Source organism: Mesorhizobium sp. WSM3868 (genome assembly GCF_002294785.1).
Classification (GTDB): domain Bacteria; phylum Pseudomonadota; class Alphaproteobacteria; order Rhizobiales; family Rhizobiaceae; genus Mesorhizobium.
Map to the genome: position 1 here is coordinate 335,653 of NZ_NSGB01000004.1, position 16,190 is coordinate 351,842.

The 16,190-nt window shown below is 64.2% G+C and carries 14 protein-coding genes; 4 read left to right on the forward strand and 10 right to left on the reverse strand.

What is annotated here, in order from left to right; translation table 11 throughout:
- Window positions 1–41: 41 nt before the first annotated feature.
- The 6 genes from CK221_RS09845 to CK221_RS09875 form a co-directional block, all read right to left on the reverse strand.
- On the reverse strand, window positions 42–857 hold the full coding sequence (locus tag CK221_RS09845; RefSeq protein WP_067003601.1) for an ABC transporter permease: 816 nt from the start codon (window positions 855–857) through the stop codon (window positions 42–44).
- Window positions 847–1,752: an ABC transporter permease gene (locus tag CK221_RS09850; RefSeq protein WP_210199659.1), complete on the reverse strand. Its 906-nt coding sequence runs from the start codon at window positions 1,750–1,752 to the stop codon at window positions 847–849. The genes CK221_RS09845 and CK221_RS09850 overlap by 11 nt, the downstream gene beginning before the upstream one ends.
- A gap of 283 nt (window positions 1,753–2,035) precedes the next feature.
- A complete protein-coding gene (locus CK221_RS09860) occupies window positions 2,036–3,034 on the reverse strand; it encodes an ABC transporter ATP-binding protein (RefSeq protein ID WP_067003595.1) in 999 nt (332 codons plus the stop codon).
- Window positions 3,035–3,224: 190 nt separating this feature from the next.
- The gene (locus CK221_RS09865; RefSeq protein ID WP_095777615.1) at window positions 3,225–4,379 is read right to left on the reverse strand and encodes an ABC transporter substrate-binding protein; all 1,155 of its coding nucleotides are present in this window, start codon (window positions 4,377–4,379) and stop codon (window positions 3,225–3,227) included.
- A gap of 281 nt (window positions 4,380–4,660) precedes the next feature.
- Window positions 4,661–5,572 (reverse strand): LysR substrate-binding domain-containing protein, encoded by a 912-nt coding sequence (locus tag CK221_RS09870; RefSeq protein ID WP_067003593.1) that lies wholly within the window; start codon window positions 5,570–5,572, stop codon window positions 4,661–4,663.
- A gap of 52 nt (window positions 5,573–5,624) precedes the next feature.
- On the reverse strand, window positions 5,625–6,389 hold the full coding sequence (locus CK221_RS09875; protein ID WP_095777616.1) for a DeoR/GlpR family DNA-binding transcription regulator: 765 nt from the start codon (window positions 6,387–6,389) through the stop codon (window positions 5,625–5,627).
- 400 nt (window positions 6,390–6,789) lie between these two features.
- On the opposite strand from CK221_RS09875, the gene CK221_RS09880 reads away from it, so the two are divergent.
- Both CK221_RS09880 and CK221_RS09885 read left to right on the forward strand, forming a co-directional pair.
- Window positions 6,790–7,686: a phosphotransferase family protein gene (locus tag CK221_RS09880; protein WP_095777617.1), complete on the forward strand. Its 897-nt coding sequence runs from the start codon at window positions 6,790–6,792 to the stop codon at window positions 7,684–7,686.
- Window positions 7,683–10,136: an FAD-dependent oxidoreductase gene (locus tag CK221_RS09885; protein WP_095777579.1), complete on the forward strand. Its 2,454-nt coding sequence runs from the start codon at window positions 7,683–7,685 to the stop codon at window positions 10,134–10,136. Before CK221_RS09880 ends, CK221_RS09885 begins: the two co-directional genes overlap by 4 nt.
- Window positions 10,137–10,148: 12 nt before the next feature.
- Here CK221_RS09885 and CK221_RS09890 read toward each other — a convergent pair whose 3' ends face one another.
- Window positions 10,149–10,781, reverse strand: a complete 633-nt coding sequence (locus tag CK221_RS09890) for a class I SAM-dependent methyltransferase (RefSeq protein ID WP_095777580.1) — start codon at window positions 10,779–10,781, stop codon at window positions 10,149–10,151.
- A 95-nt stretch (window positions 10,782–10,876) separates the two neighbouring features.
- Between CK221_RS09890 and CK221_RS09895 the strand changes: the two genes are divergently transcribed.
- On the forward strand, window positions 10,877–11,770 hold the full coding sequence (locus CK221_RS09895; RefSeq protein ID WP_095777581.1) for a phosphotransferase family protein: 894 nt from the start codon (window positions 10,877–10,879) through the stop codon (window positions 11,768–11,770).
- 15 nt (window positions 11,771–11,785) lie between these two features.
- Here CK221_RS09895 and CK221_RS09900 read toward each other — a convergent pair whose 3' ends face one another.
- Together CK221_RS09900 and CK221_RS09905 are read right to left on the reverse strand one after the other, a co-directional pair.
- A complete protein-coding gene (locus CK221_RS09900; RefSeq protein WP_067003583.1) occupies window positions 11,786–12,709 on the reverse strand; it encodes a DMT family transporter in 924 nt (307 codons plus the stop codon).
- 83 nt (window positions 12,710–12,792) lie between these two features.
- A complete protein-coding gene (locus tag CK221_RS09905) occupies window positions 12,793–14,073 on the reverse strand; it encodes an amidohydrolase family protein (RefSeq protein ID WP_095777582.1) in 1,281 nt (426 codons plus the stop codon).
- A gap of 166 nt (window positions 14,074–14,239) precedes the next feature.
- Here CK221_RS09905 and CK221_RS09910 point away from each other — a divergent pair, with 166 nt between their 5' ends.
- Complete coding sequence (locus CK221_RS09910; RefSeq protein ID WP_095777583.1) at window positions 14,240–15,994, forward strand: ABC transporter ATP-binding protein; 1,755 nt, start codon at window positions 14,240–14,242, stop codon at window positions 15,992–15,994.
- Here CK221_RS09910 and CK221_RS30555 read toward each other — a convergent pair.
- Window positions 15,979–16,190 (reverse strand): hypothetical protein (locus CK221_RS30555; RefSeq protein WP_210200032.1); only part of this gene is annotated, 212 nt, incomplete at its 5' end. The genes CK221_RS09910 and CK221_RS30555 overlap by 16 nt on opposite strands.

Consider the following 16,190-nt stretch of genomic DNA (forward strand, 5'->3'; position numbering starts at 1 on the left):
ATTTTCCCTATTCGCTATTGGCTAATCCCTATTCGCTGTTTTCATTTGCCCGAGCCGGCGATCTGGTCGCCGTCGCGGGTCAGGTAATAGGCAAAGAGGATCGGCAGCAGCGTCACCAGCACGACGACCATGGCGACGACATTGGTGACCGGACGCTGCCGCGGTCTGATCAGCTCCTCCAGCATCCAGATCGGCACGGTCTGCTGCTGGCCGGCGGTGAAGGTGGTGACGATGACCTCGTCGAAGGACAGCGCAAAGGCCAACATGCCGCCGGCAAGCAGCGCGGTTGCAATGTTGGGCAGCACGACATGCCTAAACGTCTGAAAACCGTCGGCGCCGAGATCCATCGAGGCCTCGATCATCGAGCCTGAGGTGCGGCGAAAACGGGCGACGGCATTGTTGTAGACGACGACCACGCAGAAAGTGGCGTGGCCGAGCACGATCGTCCAGAACGAGAACGGGATGTCGGCGAGCGCAAAAGCCGAGCGCAGCGCGATGCCGGTGATGATGCCGGGCAGCGCGATCGGCAGGATGACGAGCAATGAAATCGCCTCGCGGCCGAAGAAGCGCGTGCGCGAAACCGCAGCGGCGCAGAGCGTGCCAAGAACCAGCGCGATCGCTGTCGAAATGGCAGCGACGCGGATCGACAGCGACAGCGCCTCCCAGACATCCGGCCTGTTCCAGGTGACGGCGAACCATTGCGTGGTCAGACCCGGCGGCGGCCACACAAAACTCTTCTCTTCAGTGGTGAATGCATAGACGAAGATCAAGAGGATCGGCAGGTGCAGGAAGAGCAGGCCGCAGGCGGCGGCGATCTTCAGCCCGAGCGGAGCGGATTGGCCGCGATCAGAGCGCATCGAAAGCTCCCAGGCGCTTGGCGCCCCACAGATAGAAGCCCATGATGACGATGGGCACCACGGTGAAGGCGGCGGCTAAAGGAATGTTGCCGGCGGTGCCTTGCTGCGAATAGACGGCCTGGCCGATGAACAGGCGCGAGGTGCCGATGATCTGCGGGATGATGTAGTCGCCCAATGTCAGCGAGAAGGTGAAGATCGAGCCGGCGACGATGCCCGGCAGCGCCAGCGGGAAGAGCACGTTGCGGAAGGTCTGGCCGGGCGAGGCGCCGAGATCGGACGAGGCCTCGACGAGGTTGCCGGGGACGCGTTCCAGCGCCGCCTGCACAGGCAGGATCATGAACGGCAGCCAGACATAGACGAAGACGATGAAGGTGCCGGTGAAGGAGACCGACAGCGAGTTGCCGCCGACGATCGGCAACGACAGCCAGGCCTCGAGCAGCCACAGCAGGCCGAGCTTGCCTAACAGCCAGGTGAGAATGCCTTCCTTGGCGAGGATCAGTTTCCAGGCGTAGATCTTGACCAGATAGCTCGACCAGAGCGGCAGCATGACGCCGAGATAGAACAGCGCCTTCCAGCGGCCGCGCGCATAGCGCGCCGCGTAATAGGCGATGGGGAACGCGATGACCGCGGAGGCGAGCGTCACGAGCGCCGCCATCGTCACCGTGCGCAGGATGATGTCGAGATTGGCGGCCTGGAACAGGTCGCCATAGGTCTTCAGCGTGAACTCGCGGTTGATCAGGCCGGAGAACTCGTCGATCGAGAAAAAGCTCTGCAAAAGCAGCGCGAAAAGCGAGCCTATATAGACGATGCCCAGCCACAGAAGCGGCGGCAGCAGCATGAGCAGCAAGAGAAGTATCGGCCGGCGCCATAAGAGGTCGGAGAGCGCCCCGCGCATGCCGCCGTTGCCGGGCAGGATGGCGGGCACGGGCTTGGATTGAACAGCGGCGATTGTCATCGAGCCGCACCGACGATCAGATCAACGGCGGCAAGGCCGAGATCCTTCACACCTCCCTCTGGCCTGCCGGCCATCTCCCCCGCGAGGAGGGAGATCAGCAGCTCGTCTGCCCCGCCAGTTCTGCAACGTCGAAAATTGGCGAAGCGAGCGGCGACAGCCAATCTCCTCCCTTGCGCGGGAAATATCCGGCAGGACAGAGGGCGGTGCTTTGCACAAACCGCAATCATGCCGACTCGTCCATCAGATGCAGGTGCTCGCGGTTGAAAGTGAGCATCACCGCCTCGCCTTCGGCAGGGAGCGCGGTCCCCGCCGGCACCATGGCATGCAGCCTCAGCCCATCGGCATCGAGCGCCAGCCTTGTGGTGGCGCCGAGATAGTTGGTCCCGACCAGACGCGCGGCAACACCATCGCCGCTCGTCGCGCCCGACACGCGGATGGATTCAGGCCTGAGGCTACCCCAGCGATGCTGGCCGGAATAGCGCTGCACGAAATCCGGCGGCAGCACGTTGGACGAGCCGACGAAATCGGCGACGAAGCGCGTCCTCGGCCGCTGGTAAATGTCCTCCGGCGTGCCGACTTGCATGATTCTGCCGTCGTTGAAGACGGCAACACGGTCGGCCATGGAAAGGGCTTCGCCCTGGTCGTGAGTGACGAAGACGAAGGTGATGCCGAGCACCTTCTGCAGCGACTTCAGTTCCTCCTGCATGTTCTCGCGCAGCTTGAGGTCGAGCGCGCCGAGCGGCTCGTCGAGCAGCAGCACCTTGGGCTGGTTGACGAGCGCCCGGGCAAGCGCGACGCGCTGGCGTTGGCCGCCGGAGAGCTGGCCGGGGCGCCGGGCCCCATAGCCCGGCAGGCGCACCAGCGAGAGCGCCTCTTCCGCCGCCTTCAGCCGTTCGACCCTGCCGACGCCCTTGACCATCAGCCCGTAAGCGACGTTGTCGAGCACGTTCAGATGCGGGAACAGCGCGTAGTCCTGGAAAACGGTGTTGACGTTGCGGCGATAGGGCGGAACGCCTTCGGCCCGCTCGCCGAAGATGGAGATCGAGCCGGCCGTCGGCTGCTCGAAGCCGGCGATCAGCCTGAGGCAGGTCGTCTTGCCGGAGCCGGACGGCCCGAGCATGGCGAAGAACTCGCCCGGCGCGATGTCGAGATCGACCGCATCGACGGCGCGCACGCTGCCGAAATGGCGCGAGACTTGTTTGAAGGAAACGGCGGAGGTCATGATCTGTCCTGAAGGTTCAGGCTCTCAAATTCGGGCGTCTGTGCTGCCCCTCGTCCGCCTGCCGGCACCTTCTCCGCGTGAAAGACGGGGAGAAGGGACAAACTCCAGCGCTGGCGACCCCCTCTCCCCGTTCTTCGCGGGGAGAGGGTAAGGGTGAGGGGCAGCGCCAACTTCTAAAGGCCAGGCGAACTCACCGCCCGCCGATGACGCCGATATAGTCCGACACCCAGCGGTAATAGGGCACGCATTTGTCATTCTGGCTGGCGCATTTCGATATCGGCGTCTTCCAGAACTTGATCTTCTCGAAATTGTCGTAACCGTTGGTCTTGCAGCCCTCGTCGCCGAGCAGTTCATTGCCCTTGCAGGCGGCGGGCACGACCGGCAGCGAGCCGAACCAGGACGACACATCGCCCTGGACCTTGGGCGAGAGCGAGTGCTCGAGCCACATATAGGCGCAGTTCGGATGGGCGGCGTCGGCTTCCATCATGGTGGTGTCGGCCCAGCCGGTGACGCCCTCCTCCGGCACGGTCGAGGCGACCGGCTTCTTGGCGGCGACCAGCGTGTTCACCTGATACGGCCACGAGCCGGAGGCGACGACGCCTTCGTTCTGGAAATCGTCGACCTGGATTGCGGCGTCATGCCAGTAGCGGCCGACCAGGGTGCGCTGGGTGCGCAGCAGATCGAGCGCCGCCTTGTACTGGTCTTCGCTGAGCTCGTACGGATCCTTGATGCCCAGTTCCGGCTTGTGGAACATCAGGTAGTTGGCGGCATCGGCAATATGGATCGGGCCGTCATAGGCCTGGACACGACCCTTGTTCGACTTGCCGTCGGGCAGCTTCATCTCCTCGAAAACGACGTTCCAGCTCTTGGGCGCTTCCTTGAACACGGTGGTGTTGTACATCAGGATGTTCGGGCCCCACTGGTAGGGCACGCCGTAATGCACCTTGTCGACGGTGAACCAGGGCGCGTCCTTGAGACGGTCGTCGACCGTCTTCCAGCTCTTGATGAGGTCGGTGTTGATCGGCTGCACGCGCTTGCCGGCGACGAGGCGCAGGGAAGCATCACCAGAAGCCGTCACCAGGTCGAAGCCGCCCTCGTTCATCAGCGAGACCATCTCGTCCGACGTATTGGCGGTCTTGACGTTGACCTTGCAGCCGGTCTCCTTCTCGAAGGCGGTCACCCAGTCGTAGTTCTTGTCGGTCTCGCCCCGCTCGATATAGCCCGGCCAGGCGACGATATTCAGCTCGCCCTCGCCCTTGCCGACTTCCTTGACCTGGGCGATCGCCTGACCCGAGAAGGTCAGCGCAACCGTCAACGCCGTGCATGACTTCAGGAATGCATTCATCATCGATCTCCCATTTTGGCGCATGACCCCGAAACCGATCCGGTTTTCAACAAGGATCACACGCAAACCTGAACGCCAGAGTTCCCATCACCCCGGCAGCCGCGCTCCCGAGCGGCTTTGTTCCCTGAGCGAAAAGTGCTGTGAAAATTCCGGTTTCGCAAATCCATTTATCAGAAACCCGATATCGGATTTTCCGATACTCTTTCCGACGCCATTCCGGACGGAAGGTTGCGACGAAGTGGCCGAGCCCAACCGTTCACACTTTGCTGGAATCGCTCTGATCAGAGCCGCTGCCGGACCATGCGCTGCGACTGGGCAAGTCCGATAAAGTCGCGGGCAGCCTGCGGCAGGCTGGAACCGCGGCGCCAAACCATGCCGACCTGGACGACCGGAAGCGAGCCGGAGATATCGCGGGATTCGATGCGGTCGCCTTCCAGCGACCAGGGACGATAGACGAGATCTGGCAGCAGCGCCACGCCGGCGCCGGTGGCGACGAGGCTGCGCACGGCCTCGACGGAGCGGGTGCGGAAGGCGACATGCGGTCTCGCACCGAGCGCCGACAGCAGCTTGCCGGTGTTCTCCTCGATCTCGTCGACGGTCAGCATGATCAGCGGTTCGGAAGCGATGTCGCCGATCGAGATAATGTCGGCGCTGGCGAGCTTGTGGCTGAGCGGCAGCCAGAGCCGATAGGCCGAGACTTCGAGGATTTCCGACTGCAGCGCGGTGCGATCGCGCAAATTCGACGTGACCATGACGGCGATGTCGAGCTTGCCGCCGACCAGCAGATGCTCGAGATAGTCGCCATTGTCTTCGATCGCCGAGACTTCGACGCTCGGATAGGCGCGGCGGTAGCGAGCCAGCAAATCGGAGAGCACGTAGCCGGCTACAAGCGAGGTGACGCCGAGCTGCAGCCGCCCGCCGGCCGTCAACTGATCGCCGAGGAAAGCGCGGCGCGCATCGGAAACGTCGGCCAGGATTTTCGTCGCGTGGCGCAGGAACTGGTGCCCCTTATGGGTGATGTTGAGGCCGCGCGGGTGGCGGTCGAACAGCTCGACGCCGAGATCGCTCTCCAGCTCCTTGATCGCCTCGGTGACCGAGGATTGCGAGATGGAGAGGTTCTGCGCGGCGCCCGAGACCGTGCCTTGCTCGGCGACGGCGACGAAGAACTGGAGCTGGCGGATGGTGAAGGCCATGCCCGACTAAACACCGGCGCGGCCGGGAAGGAAAGCCATTGGCCCTCCGGCGCTAGGCCGTCGCAATGCTGAGACGCGCGCCGGCCCGGCTGAGCGCGGCGGCGATGTCGCGCGGCGGCGGCTGGTCGGTGGCAAGCTCGGAAAAACCGTCGAAGCCGCAGACCTGAACCAGGCCCTGCCGGCCGAACTTGGTATGGTCGGTGACGACCAGCGAGCGTTGCCCGCGCGACAACACCATGCGGGCGAATTCCGCCTCCTCCAGCTCGTAGTCGGTCAGGCCGGCGACGGCGTCGACCGCGCCGATGGAGATCACAGCGTGGCTGACCGAGAAGCGGCTTACGAATTCGATCGCCGCGACTCCGAGGGCCGCGCCTGAATCGCTGCGCAGCTCGCCGCCGGCCATATAGACCTTGTTGCCGTTCACCGTGGCCAGCGTACGCGCGATGTCGGACGAATTGGTGACCACCGTCAGGCGGCGATGGCCGAGCAGTTCGCGCGCCAGGAAGGACGTGGTGGTGCCGGTGTCGAGCATGATCGACTCGCCGTCGCGGATGGTGGCCGCGACCATGCGGGCAATCAGACGCTTTGCCTCGGCATTCTCGCGCATGCGGCGCTCGAACGGCGCCTCGCCTGTCATCGACGGCAGGCTGACGGCGCCATGCATCTTGAGCAATGCCCCGTCATCGGTCAGCGGTTTCACGTCGCGCCTGACCGTCTCCAGCGACACGCCCAGGCGCTCGGCCAGGCTGGCGATGGTGATCGTGCCCTCCTCACCGAGGAGCCGCAGGATCTCGCCGTGCCGTTTCGAGTGGATCATCTGGATGTCCGGGATTTTGACCGATTCTACGGCATTCCTAACGCCTTTAAAGGAATTGCTCATATTTTCGGGCAAAACACCCAAAAAAGGTCACAGCTTTTTATTGACAGCAACATCACGCTGGCGTGAGATTGAGGTCGTGACAGGCTCGGAACTGCCACAGGAGGGTGATGGCAGAGCCGCAAACGACTGACCAGATTTTCTGGAACGTGCCTGACGCGAGCTTTTTTCGAATCCGCGGGGGCGGATGCCGGGATCCTAAGCCTGGCCAAGGGGCTCGTCGGTGTGGTGAGGGATATCAATCCCGGCATCCCGCACCGACGAGGCCTTTCTTTTTTCTCTCATCGCTTTGTGAGAGACCGGCGCTTTGTCGAAAGCCGGCCGAAGCAGGACCGAACCCGTGAGCGCCGCCGCAACCACCGAAGACCGCATCCGCGCCCTGCCCTGCTGGAGCGGCGGCATCGAGATCGAGCCGCTGCCGGGCGGCCTCAGCAACGCCAACTATGTCGTTACCGACGCCGCCGGCCGGCACGTGGTGCGCTTCGGCCAGGACTTCCCGTTCCACCATGTCTTTCGCGAGCGCGAGGTGATGACGGCGCGGGCGGCGCATGCGGCCGGCTTCGCGCCGGCCGTGCACTACGCCGAGCCCGGAATTCTGGTGACCCGGTTTCTCGGCGCCAGGACCTTCCTCGCCGAGGATGTGCGCGCCGATCTCGGCCGCGTGGCGGCGCTGCTGCGGCGCTTTCACCGCGAGATGCCGAACCACGTCTCCGGCGCCGGTTTCATGTTCTGGGTCTTCCACGTCATCCGCGACTATGCGCGCACGCTGGAGGAAGGCGGCAGCCGCAAGAAGGACGAGCTGCCGCGCTATCTCGCTTTAGCCGACGAGCTCGAGCGGGCGCAGAAGCTTTTGCCGATTGTCTTCGGCCACAATGATCTTTTGCCGGCCAACATCCTCGACGACGGCAAGCGGCTGTGGCTGATCGATTTCGAATATGCCGGCTTCAACACGGCCATGTTCGACCTGGCCGGGGCCGCCTCCAATGCCGGCATGAGCGACGAGGAATCCTTCGCCTTTCTGACCGCCTATTTCATGAAGGAGCCGGACAGCGAGATCCGCCGCTCGCACGCGGCCATGCAATGCGCCTCGCTGCTGCGCGAGGCAATGTGGAGCATGGTTTCCGAGCTCTATCTCGACGCGCCCGGCATCGACTACGTCGCCTATACCGAAGAAAACCTGGTGCGGCTCGACGCTGCACTGGAAAACTACCGGACGAGATACGGGACAAGATCATGACTTTGCCCAGCCATGCCGGGATCGTGGTCATCGGCGGCGGCATTATCGGCTGCTCGACCGCGTATCATTTGGCGCGCGACCACAAGGCCGACGTGGTGCTGCTGGAGCAAGGCAAGCTGACCTCGGGCTCGACCTGGCACGCGGCCGGACTGGTCGGGCAGCTGCGCTCGTCGGCCTCGATCACCCGCGTGCTCAAATATTCCGTCGAGCTCTATAAGGGGCTCGAGACCGAGACGGGACTGGCGACCGGCTGGAAAATGACCGGGTGCCTCAGGCTCGCCACCAACGCCGACCGCTGGACCGAATTCAAGCGATTGGCGACGACGGCAAAAAGCTTCGGCATGGACATGCAGCTCCTGTCGCCCGCCGAGGTGAAGCGCATGTGGCCGCTGATGGAAACCGGCGACCTCGTCGGCGCCTCCTGGCTGCCGACCGACGGCCAGGCCAGCCCCTCCGATATCACGCAATCGCTCGCCAAGGGCGCGCGCATGCATGGCGCGCGCCTGTTCGAGGACGCGCGCGTCACCGGATTCGAGATGACGGACGGACGCATCACCGCGGTGAAGACCGAAAAGGGCGACATTGCCTGCGACAAGGTGGTGAACTGCGCCGGGCAATGGGCAAGGCAGGTCGGCGCGATGGCCGGCATCAACGTGCCGCTGCAGCCGGTCAAGCACCAGTACATCATCACCGAGAAGGTCGAGGGGCTGGCCAACGACGCGCCGACAATCCGCGACCCCGACCGCCGCACCTATTTCAAGGAAGAGGTCGGCGGGCTGGTGATGGGCGGCTATGAGCCGAACCCGCAGGCCTGGACGACTGAGCTCCCCGGGGGCGACGTGCCCAACGACTGGGAGTTCCGCCTGTTCGATGATGATTACGACCACTTCGAGCAGCATATGGCGCAGGCGATCGAGCGGGTGCCGGCGCTGGCCAATGTCGGCGTGAAGCAAATGATCAACGGGCCGGAGAGCTTCACCCCGGACGGCAATTTCATCCTTGGTGTCGCGCCCGAATGCGCCAACATGTTCGTCGGCGCCGGCTTCAACGCCTTCGGCATCGCGTCCGGCGGCGGGGCCGGCTGGGTGCTGGCGCAATGGGTGGTCGACGGCGAGGCGCCGCTCGACCTCTGGGTGGTCGACATCAGGCGTTTTTCCAACCTGCACCGCGATCGCGGCTGGGTCTGCGACCGCACGCTGGAAGCCTATGGCAAGCACTACACGATCGGCTTCCCGCATGAGGAATATCTCTCGGGCCGGCCGCGCATCGTCTCGCCGCTCTATGAGCGGCTGAGAGAGCACCGCGCCGTGTTCGGCTCGAAGCTCGGCTGGGAGCGGCCGAACTGGTTCGCGCCCGATGGCATCAAGCCGGAAGACGTCTATTCGATGGGGCGGCAGAACTGGTTCGAGGCGGTCGGCGAGGAACATCGGCATGTGCGCGAGAAAGTCGGCATCTTCGACCAATCCTCCTTTGCCAAATATGAGATGACCGGTGCCGATGCGCTGAGGGCGCTCGACTGGATCTGCGCCAACGACATCAACAAGCCGGTCGGCCGGCTGACCTATACGCAGCTTCTCAACACGCGCGGCGGCATCGAAGCAGACCTCACGGTGGCACGGCTCGGCGAGGACAGGTTCTACATCGTCACCGGCACCGGTTTCCGCACGCATGATTTTTCGTGGATCGGCGACCATCTCGGCCAGGGACTCGACGCGGCGCTGAAAGATGTCACCGAGGATTTCGGCACGCTGTCGCTGATGGGGCCGCGCGCCCGCGACGTGCTGTCGGCGGTAACGGGTGCGGATGTCTCCAACGCCGCCTTCCCCTTCGGCCACGCGCGCGAGATCGACATCGCCGGCCACACTGTGCGGGCGCTGCGGGTGACCTATGTCGGCGAGCTCGGCTGGGAGTTGCATGTGCCGATCGCCGCGACGGGCGAGATTTTTGATGCCCTGATGGCAGCCGGGAAACAGCATGGCATCTGCCCGGTCGGCTACCGGGCGCTGGAATCGCTGCGGCTGGAAAAGGGCTATCGCGCCTGGGGGGCGGACATCACGCCGAACGACACGCCGCAGGAAGCGGGCCTCGGCTGGGCTGTGAAGCTCAGGAAGAACAACGACTTCATCGGGCGGCGGGCGCTGGAGAAATCGGCCGGACAGCCGCTGACGAAACGCTTTGCCGGCTTCACGGTCGACGATCCGGACGTCGTCCTGGCCGGACGCGAGACGATCCTGCGCAACGGCCAACCGGTCGGCTATCTCACCAGCGGCGGCTATGGCTATACGGTGGAGAAGAACATCGGCTATGGCTATGTGCGCAACGCCGATGGCGTCAGCGACGACTTCCTCGCCTCGGGCGCCTATGAACTGGTGGTGGCGATGGAGCGCACGCCGGCAAAGATCCATCTCGAGCCGATGTACGATCCGGCCGGAGAGAAGATAAAGGCTTAAGCAGGAAAGCGGTCAGCCGACGCGCAGCACGAGACCCCTGCTTGGCACCGCATCGGCCTCGCCGGGCATCGAGGCGTAAGGCGGTGTCTCTTCAAGCCGGGTTATGACGCCCTCCGCTTCGAGCGCGGCGATGCGATCGGCAAAGCCGGCCTGCCAGAGCGTGTTCTTGATCGTCAGCACGATGAAGCCGCCTGGACGGCAGATGCGGATCAGTTCGTCCAGCCCCTCGACGCCGACATGGCCGGAGGTGAAGACGCCCGCCGAAACGATGCCGGCATAGGCACCGTCCGCGAAAGGCAGGGCGCCGCCCAGCGCCAGACGATGCAGCGCCGTGTAGACGCCCTTGGCGCCGGCCTTGTCCAGCATGCCTTGCGAGATGTCGAGCGCCTCGACACGAGGATAGCCGGTGATTGCGAGCCATTCGCCGATCAGCCCGGTGCCGGCGCCTGCGTCGAGCACAGGTTCCGCGCCGCGCGGCAGATGGCGGGCCAGCAGGGCCAGGCAGATGGTCGGATGGCGATAGCCGGCCGCCGACATATCGGCGTCGTAAGTTTCGGCCCAGCTATCGTAGATTGCGGCCACTTCGTCCGGCCGTGTTGCGGCATAGGCCGCGCTTAGCGCGCTGTTTTGCTTGCCGTCCGCCATTGCCGCTCCCGCCGCCGATTCGTGTCGGCCATGGTAGCCAAGCGGCAAAAACTGTGGAACCGTTCCGCCATAAACATGGCGTGATGGTTAAGGGGATGACGATGGAAGAGGCGCGCGCGGCGCTGGCCGCCATTCCGGCGCTTGCCGGATACAAGGGGCCGCTGGAGCGGCTGGGCGGCCTTACCAACCGTGTCTACAAGGCCGGCGAGGTCTGCCTGCGCATTCCCGGGAAGGGCACGGAGGAATATATCAACCGCGCCAACGAGGCAGTGGCGGCGCGCGAGGCGGCCAAGGCCGGCGTCAGCCCGGAGGTGCTTTTTGCCGATCCCGCATCCGGCTTGATGGCAACGCGCTTCGTCGCCGACGCCGAGACCATGTCGCCGGAAAAGTTCAAGGCCAGACAGGGCAGTCCGGCGCGTGCTGGCGCAGCCTTCCGCAAGCTGCATGCGTCCGGCGCGGTCTTCCCCTTCCGCTTCGAGCTGTTTGCGATGATCGACGACTATCTGAACATACTGTCGACCAAGGATGTGGCCCTGCCGCCCGGCTATCACGACGTGGTGCGCGAGGCGGGCAGCGTGCGCGAAGCATTGGTCACGCACCCGATCCAGCTTGCTGCCTGCCACTGCGATCCGCTCTGCGAAAACTTTCTCGATACCGGGGAGCGGATGTGGATCGTCGACTGGGAGTACTCCGGCATGAACGATCCGTTGTGGGATCTCGGCGACCTCTCGGTCGAAGGCAAGTTCGACGCCGGCCAGGACGAAGAGCTGATGCGCGCCTATTTCGGCGGCGAAGCAAGGCCGGCCGAGCGCGGCCGCGTCGTCATTTACAAGGCCATGTGCGACCTGCTCTGGGGGCTGATCCAGCTCGCCAACAACAACCCGGTCGACGATTTCCGCGCCTATGCGGACGGACGCTTCGCCCGCTGCAAGGCGCTGATGGAGACGCCGGAGTTTTCACGGCACCTCGCTGCTGTGCGAGAGGGGTGAGCGCAGGCCTGGATCCTAGTTGACGCCTTTCGGCACGTTCTCGGGCGGCACGACGGTTTCCACCACCTTCTGGCGATGGAAGATGAAGATGCCGGCGAGCACAACGATGGCCGAGCCGGCGAGTATCCGCGGGCTCGGCACATCGCCGAAGAAGACCAGGCCGAAGACAATGGCCCACAGGAGCAGGCTGTAATGCAGCGGCGCCAGCGTTGACGCCGGCGCCAGCTTCAGCGCGCGGGTGATCATCAGATGGGCGGCGCAGGAGACGATGCCGAGCAAAAGCATGGCGCCGAAATCGAGCGCCGACGGCGTACGCCAGGCGCCGATGGTCAGAACGCCGCCGACAATCAACGTGCCGATGGTCTGCCAGGTGACCAGCGTCGTGTCACTCGTTCCGCGCAAACGCCGGCCGAGAATGATGGCGAAGCCGAAGGCAATGCTGCCGATCAGCGCATAGGCTGATGACAGCGAAAACGCGGCCGACGATGGCTTCAGGATGATCAGCACACCGCAGAAGCCGACCAGGATCGCCAGCCAGCGCCGCCAGCCGACCTTCTCGCCGAGCAGGAGATGCGAGAGCGCGGCGACATAGATCGGTCCGGCCATGTAGAAGCTCATCACGTCGGCGAGCGGCAGATAGACGACCGCGGCATAGAACAGCCCGGTGTCAAGCGTGGTCGCCGCGACGCGCAGGACCTGCAGCACCGGCCTTTCCACCTGAAAAAGCTTGCCCGCACCCTGGTTGGCGATCATCGGCCCGAGCACCAAGAAGGCGCCGATGGAGCGAACCAGCACCACCTGACCGACCGAGAAGGAAGCGACCAGCCATTTGCCCATCGCGTCGTTCAGCGCGAACATGAAGTCGCCGGCCAGCATCAAGAGAATGCCGGCGAGCAGGACATTCTTGATCGTGAGATTGCGGGCGAGGAACTGGGCCATGCCCGGCTCCCTACTCGCAATCTGTCGCTTTGAGGAGGGAAATTCGGACGATCCGTAAGACCAGCGGCGGAAATCGGCTGGCGCTACGCGGATTTGTGCCTGCGGTTGACGTTCTCCGGCCGACCGGCGATCGACAGCCGCGTGTCCTGCCTGGTCCGTTCGGCTACCACCTTGCCCCTGGCGATGACATAGAGGCGCTCGGGGCGCAGGCGGACGGCCTCGATCGGATTGCCGGCATCGAGCACGACAAGGCTCGCCCGCTTGCCGACGGTCAGACCGAGATGATCAAGCCCCATGATGGCGGCGTTGACGTTGGTGACCATGTCGAAGCAGCGCGCCATGTCGGCCGGGCTCGACATCTGCGCGACATGCAGGCCCATGAAGGCCACGTCGAGCATGTCCGCCGTGCCCAGCGAATACCATGGGTCGAGCACGCAGTCCTGGCCCCAGCCGACGCGGATGCCGAGCGCCAGCATCTCCTTCACCCGGGTCAGGCCGCGCCGCTTGGGGAAAGTATCGTGGCGCCCCTGCAGCATGATATTGATCAGCGGATTGGGGATCGCAGAGACGCCGGCCTCGGCGATCAGCGGCAACAGCTTCGAGACGTAGTAATTGTCCATGGAATGCATCGAGGTTAGGTGCGAGCCCGCCACCCTGCCCTGCAAGCCGAGGCGCTGCGTTTCATAGGCAAGCTGCTCGATGTGGCGCGACAGCGGGTCGTCGGTCTCGTCGCAATGCATGTCGACCATCAGGCCGCGCTTCGCCGCGATCTCGCAGAGCTCCGTCACCGAGCGGGTGCCGTCGCCCGTGCTGCGCTCGAAATGCGGGATGCCGCCGACGATGTCGACGCCCATATCCAGCGCCCGGATTGTGTTTTCGCGGGCCGTCGGCGAGCGATAAAACCCGTCCTGCGGAAAGGCGACCAGCTGCAGGTCGAGATAGGGCGCGACCGTTTTCTTCACGTCCAGCAGAGCTTCCACGGCAAGCAGCCGGTCGTCGCAGACATCGACATGGGTGCGGATGGCAAGCAGGCCCATCGACACCGCCCAGTCGCAATAGGCGAGCGCGCGGTCGCGCACGGCCTCATGCGTCAGGAGCGGCTTCAACTCGCCCCAGAGCGCAATGCCTTCGAGCAACGTGCCCGAAGCGTTGATGCGCGGAATGCCATAGGAGAGCGTGGCGTCCATATGGAAATGCGGATCGACGAAGGGCGCCGTGACAAGATTGCCGCGCGCGTCGACCTCGCTCCGAGCTGCGCCTTGCAACTGAGGCTCGATCGCGGCGATGGTTTCGCCAGCGATGCCGATATCGGCGATCCTGCCGTCCGGCAGCGTGCCGCCGCGCACGATGAGGTCGAAATCCATGTCATCATCCCTTTGGTAGAATCAGCGTTATCGTGATCGGAAAGGCGGCCCGCCGCAGCCGTTTCTTCCCTGCCGGCGTTTCCTCCGGCGCCAACTCGCTCTATAAGCCGCCTCTCGCCCCCGTGGCGAATCCGAAATTTGCTAAGCCAGACACAGGATCGGCCGTTTGTTTCGCTTCTTCCGCTCGACGGAGAACCAGCGCCTTGTCGCAAGGCTGGTACGAGAATCTTTCCGGGAGCATAAATTCGGCTATGGCGCGGCCATTGTGTCGATGCTGGTGGTGGCCGCCATGACGGGGGCAAGCGCATGGATCCTGAAGGAGATCACCAACGAATTCGTGGTCTACAAGAGAGCGGATCGCGTCAACCTGATCGCGGCCGCGGTCGCCGCTATCTTCGTCCTCAAGGGCCTGGCGACCTTCGTTCAGGCCTATTTCATGAGCCGGGTCGGCAATGCCATCATCGCCGATAGGCAGCGAAAGATCTATGACCGGATCCTGGCGCAAGGCATCGAATTCTACCATTCGACCTCGTCGTCCGACCTGATCACCCGCATGACCAACAACGCCCAAGCCGCGCGCAGCGTGCTCGACCTCGTCGTCACGTCCTATGTGCGCGATCTGGTGACGTTGATCGTGCTGGTCGCAGTGATGGTCTGGGAGCAGCCGGCGCTGTCGCTGATCTGCTTCGTCGTCGGACCGGTGGCGATCTACGGCGTCAACAGCATTCTCAAGCGCGTGCGTCAGATCGCCAAGATGGAATTCCGCTCGCTCGGCCAGATCGTGCATGTGATGCAGGAAACGGCAATCGGCGTGCGCGTCGTCAAATCCTTCAATCTCGAAGGCGCGATGCGCAAGCGCATGTACAAGGCCGTGTCGGACGTCCAGAACCGCGCCAACAACATCGCGACGCTCGAGGCGGCCACCAGCCCGGTGATGGAAACGCTTGCCGGTCTGGCGATTGCCGGCGCAGTCTTCATCAGCGGCTTCCTGGTGCTGCAGGGCGGCCAGATGCCGGGCAACATCATGGCCTTTATCGGGGCGCTGCTGCTCGCTTATGAGCCGGCAAAGCGGCTGGCGCGCGTGCGCATCTCGCTGGAGACCGGCATCGTCGGCGTGCGCATGATGTTCCAGCTTGCCGACCGGCCGCTGACGCTGGCCGAAAAGCCCGGCGCCAAGCCGCTGCAGCCGGGCCCGGGCGAAATCCGCTTCGACAATGTCAGCTTCGCCTATCCCGAGAGCCCGCCGGTTTTCGAAGATCTCAACCTGACCCTGGCGGCCGGCAAGATGACGGCGCTGGTCGGACCTTCCGGCGGCGGCAAGTCAACGATCCTCAACCTGATCATGCGCATGTACGACCCGCAAAGCGGCAAGGTCATGTTCGACGGCCAGGACATCTCCTTCGCCACGCTCGATTCACTCAGGCAGAAGATTGCCTATGTCAGCCAGGACACGTTCCTGTTCGCCGGCACCATCATGCACAACATACGTCTCGGGCGTCAGGACGCGACCGACGAGGAGGTGATCGCCGCGGCCAAGGCCGCCAACGCGCATCACTTCATCAGCGCCATGGCCAAGGGCTACGAGACGGAGGTGGGCGAGAACGGCTCGTTGCTGTCCGGCGGCCAGCGCCAGCGCATCTCGATCGCGCGCGCCATGCTGCGCAATGCCGAGATCCTGCTGCTCGACGAGGCGACCAGCGCGCTGGACGCCGAGTCGGAAGCGCTGTTCCGCGACGCGCTGCAGCAACTCACGGTCGGGCGCACGACCATCGTCATCGCGCATCGACTGTCAACGGTGCATCAGGCCGACACGATCGTAGTGCTGGAAAACGGCAAGGTGCTGGAAAGCGGGCCGCACAAGTCGCTGCTCAAACAGGGCGGACTCTATCAGAAGCTCTATGAATATCAGCTGATGCCGTAGGGCCAGCTTCCCCTTCTCCCCTTGCGGGAGAAGGTGGCCGCGAAGCGGCCGGATGAGGGGTGTTGGACGGAGTAAGGCGCTGGAAATTCTGGCTGGCGAAAGGTGTCGCCAAGCTGGAACACCCCTTGTATCTGCGCGGAGGAGACTTTGTGCGAGAAGAGCGACTGAGCCTCGAACCGGACGGCCATCCGATTCG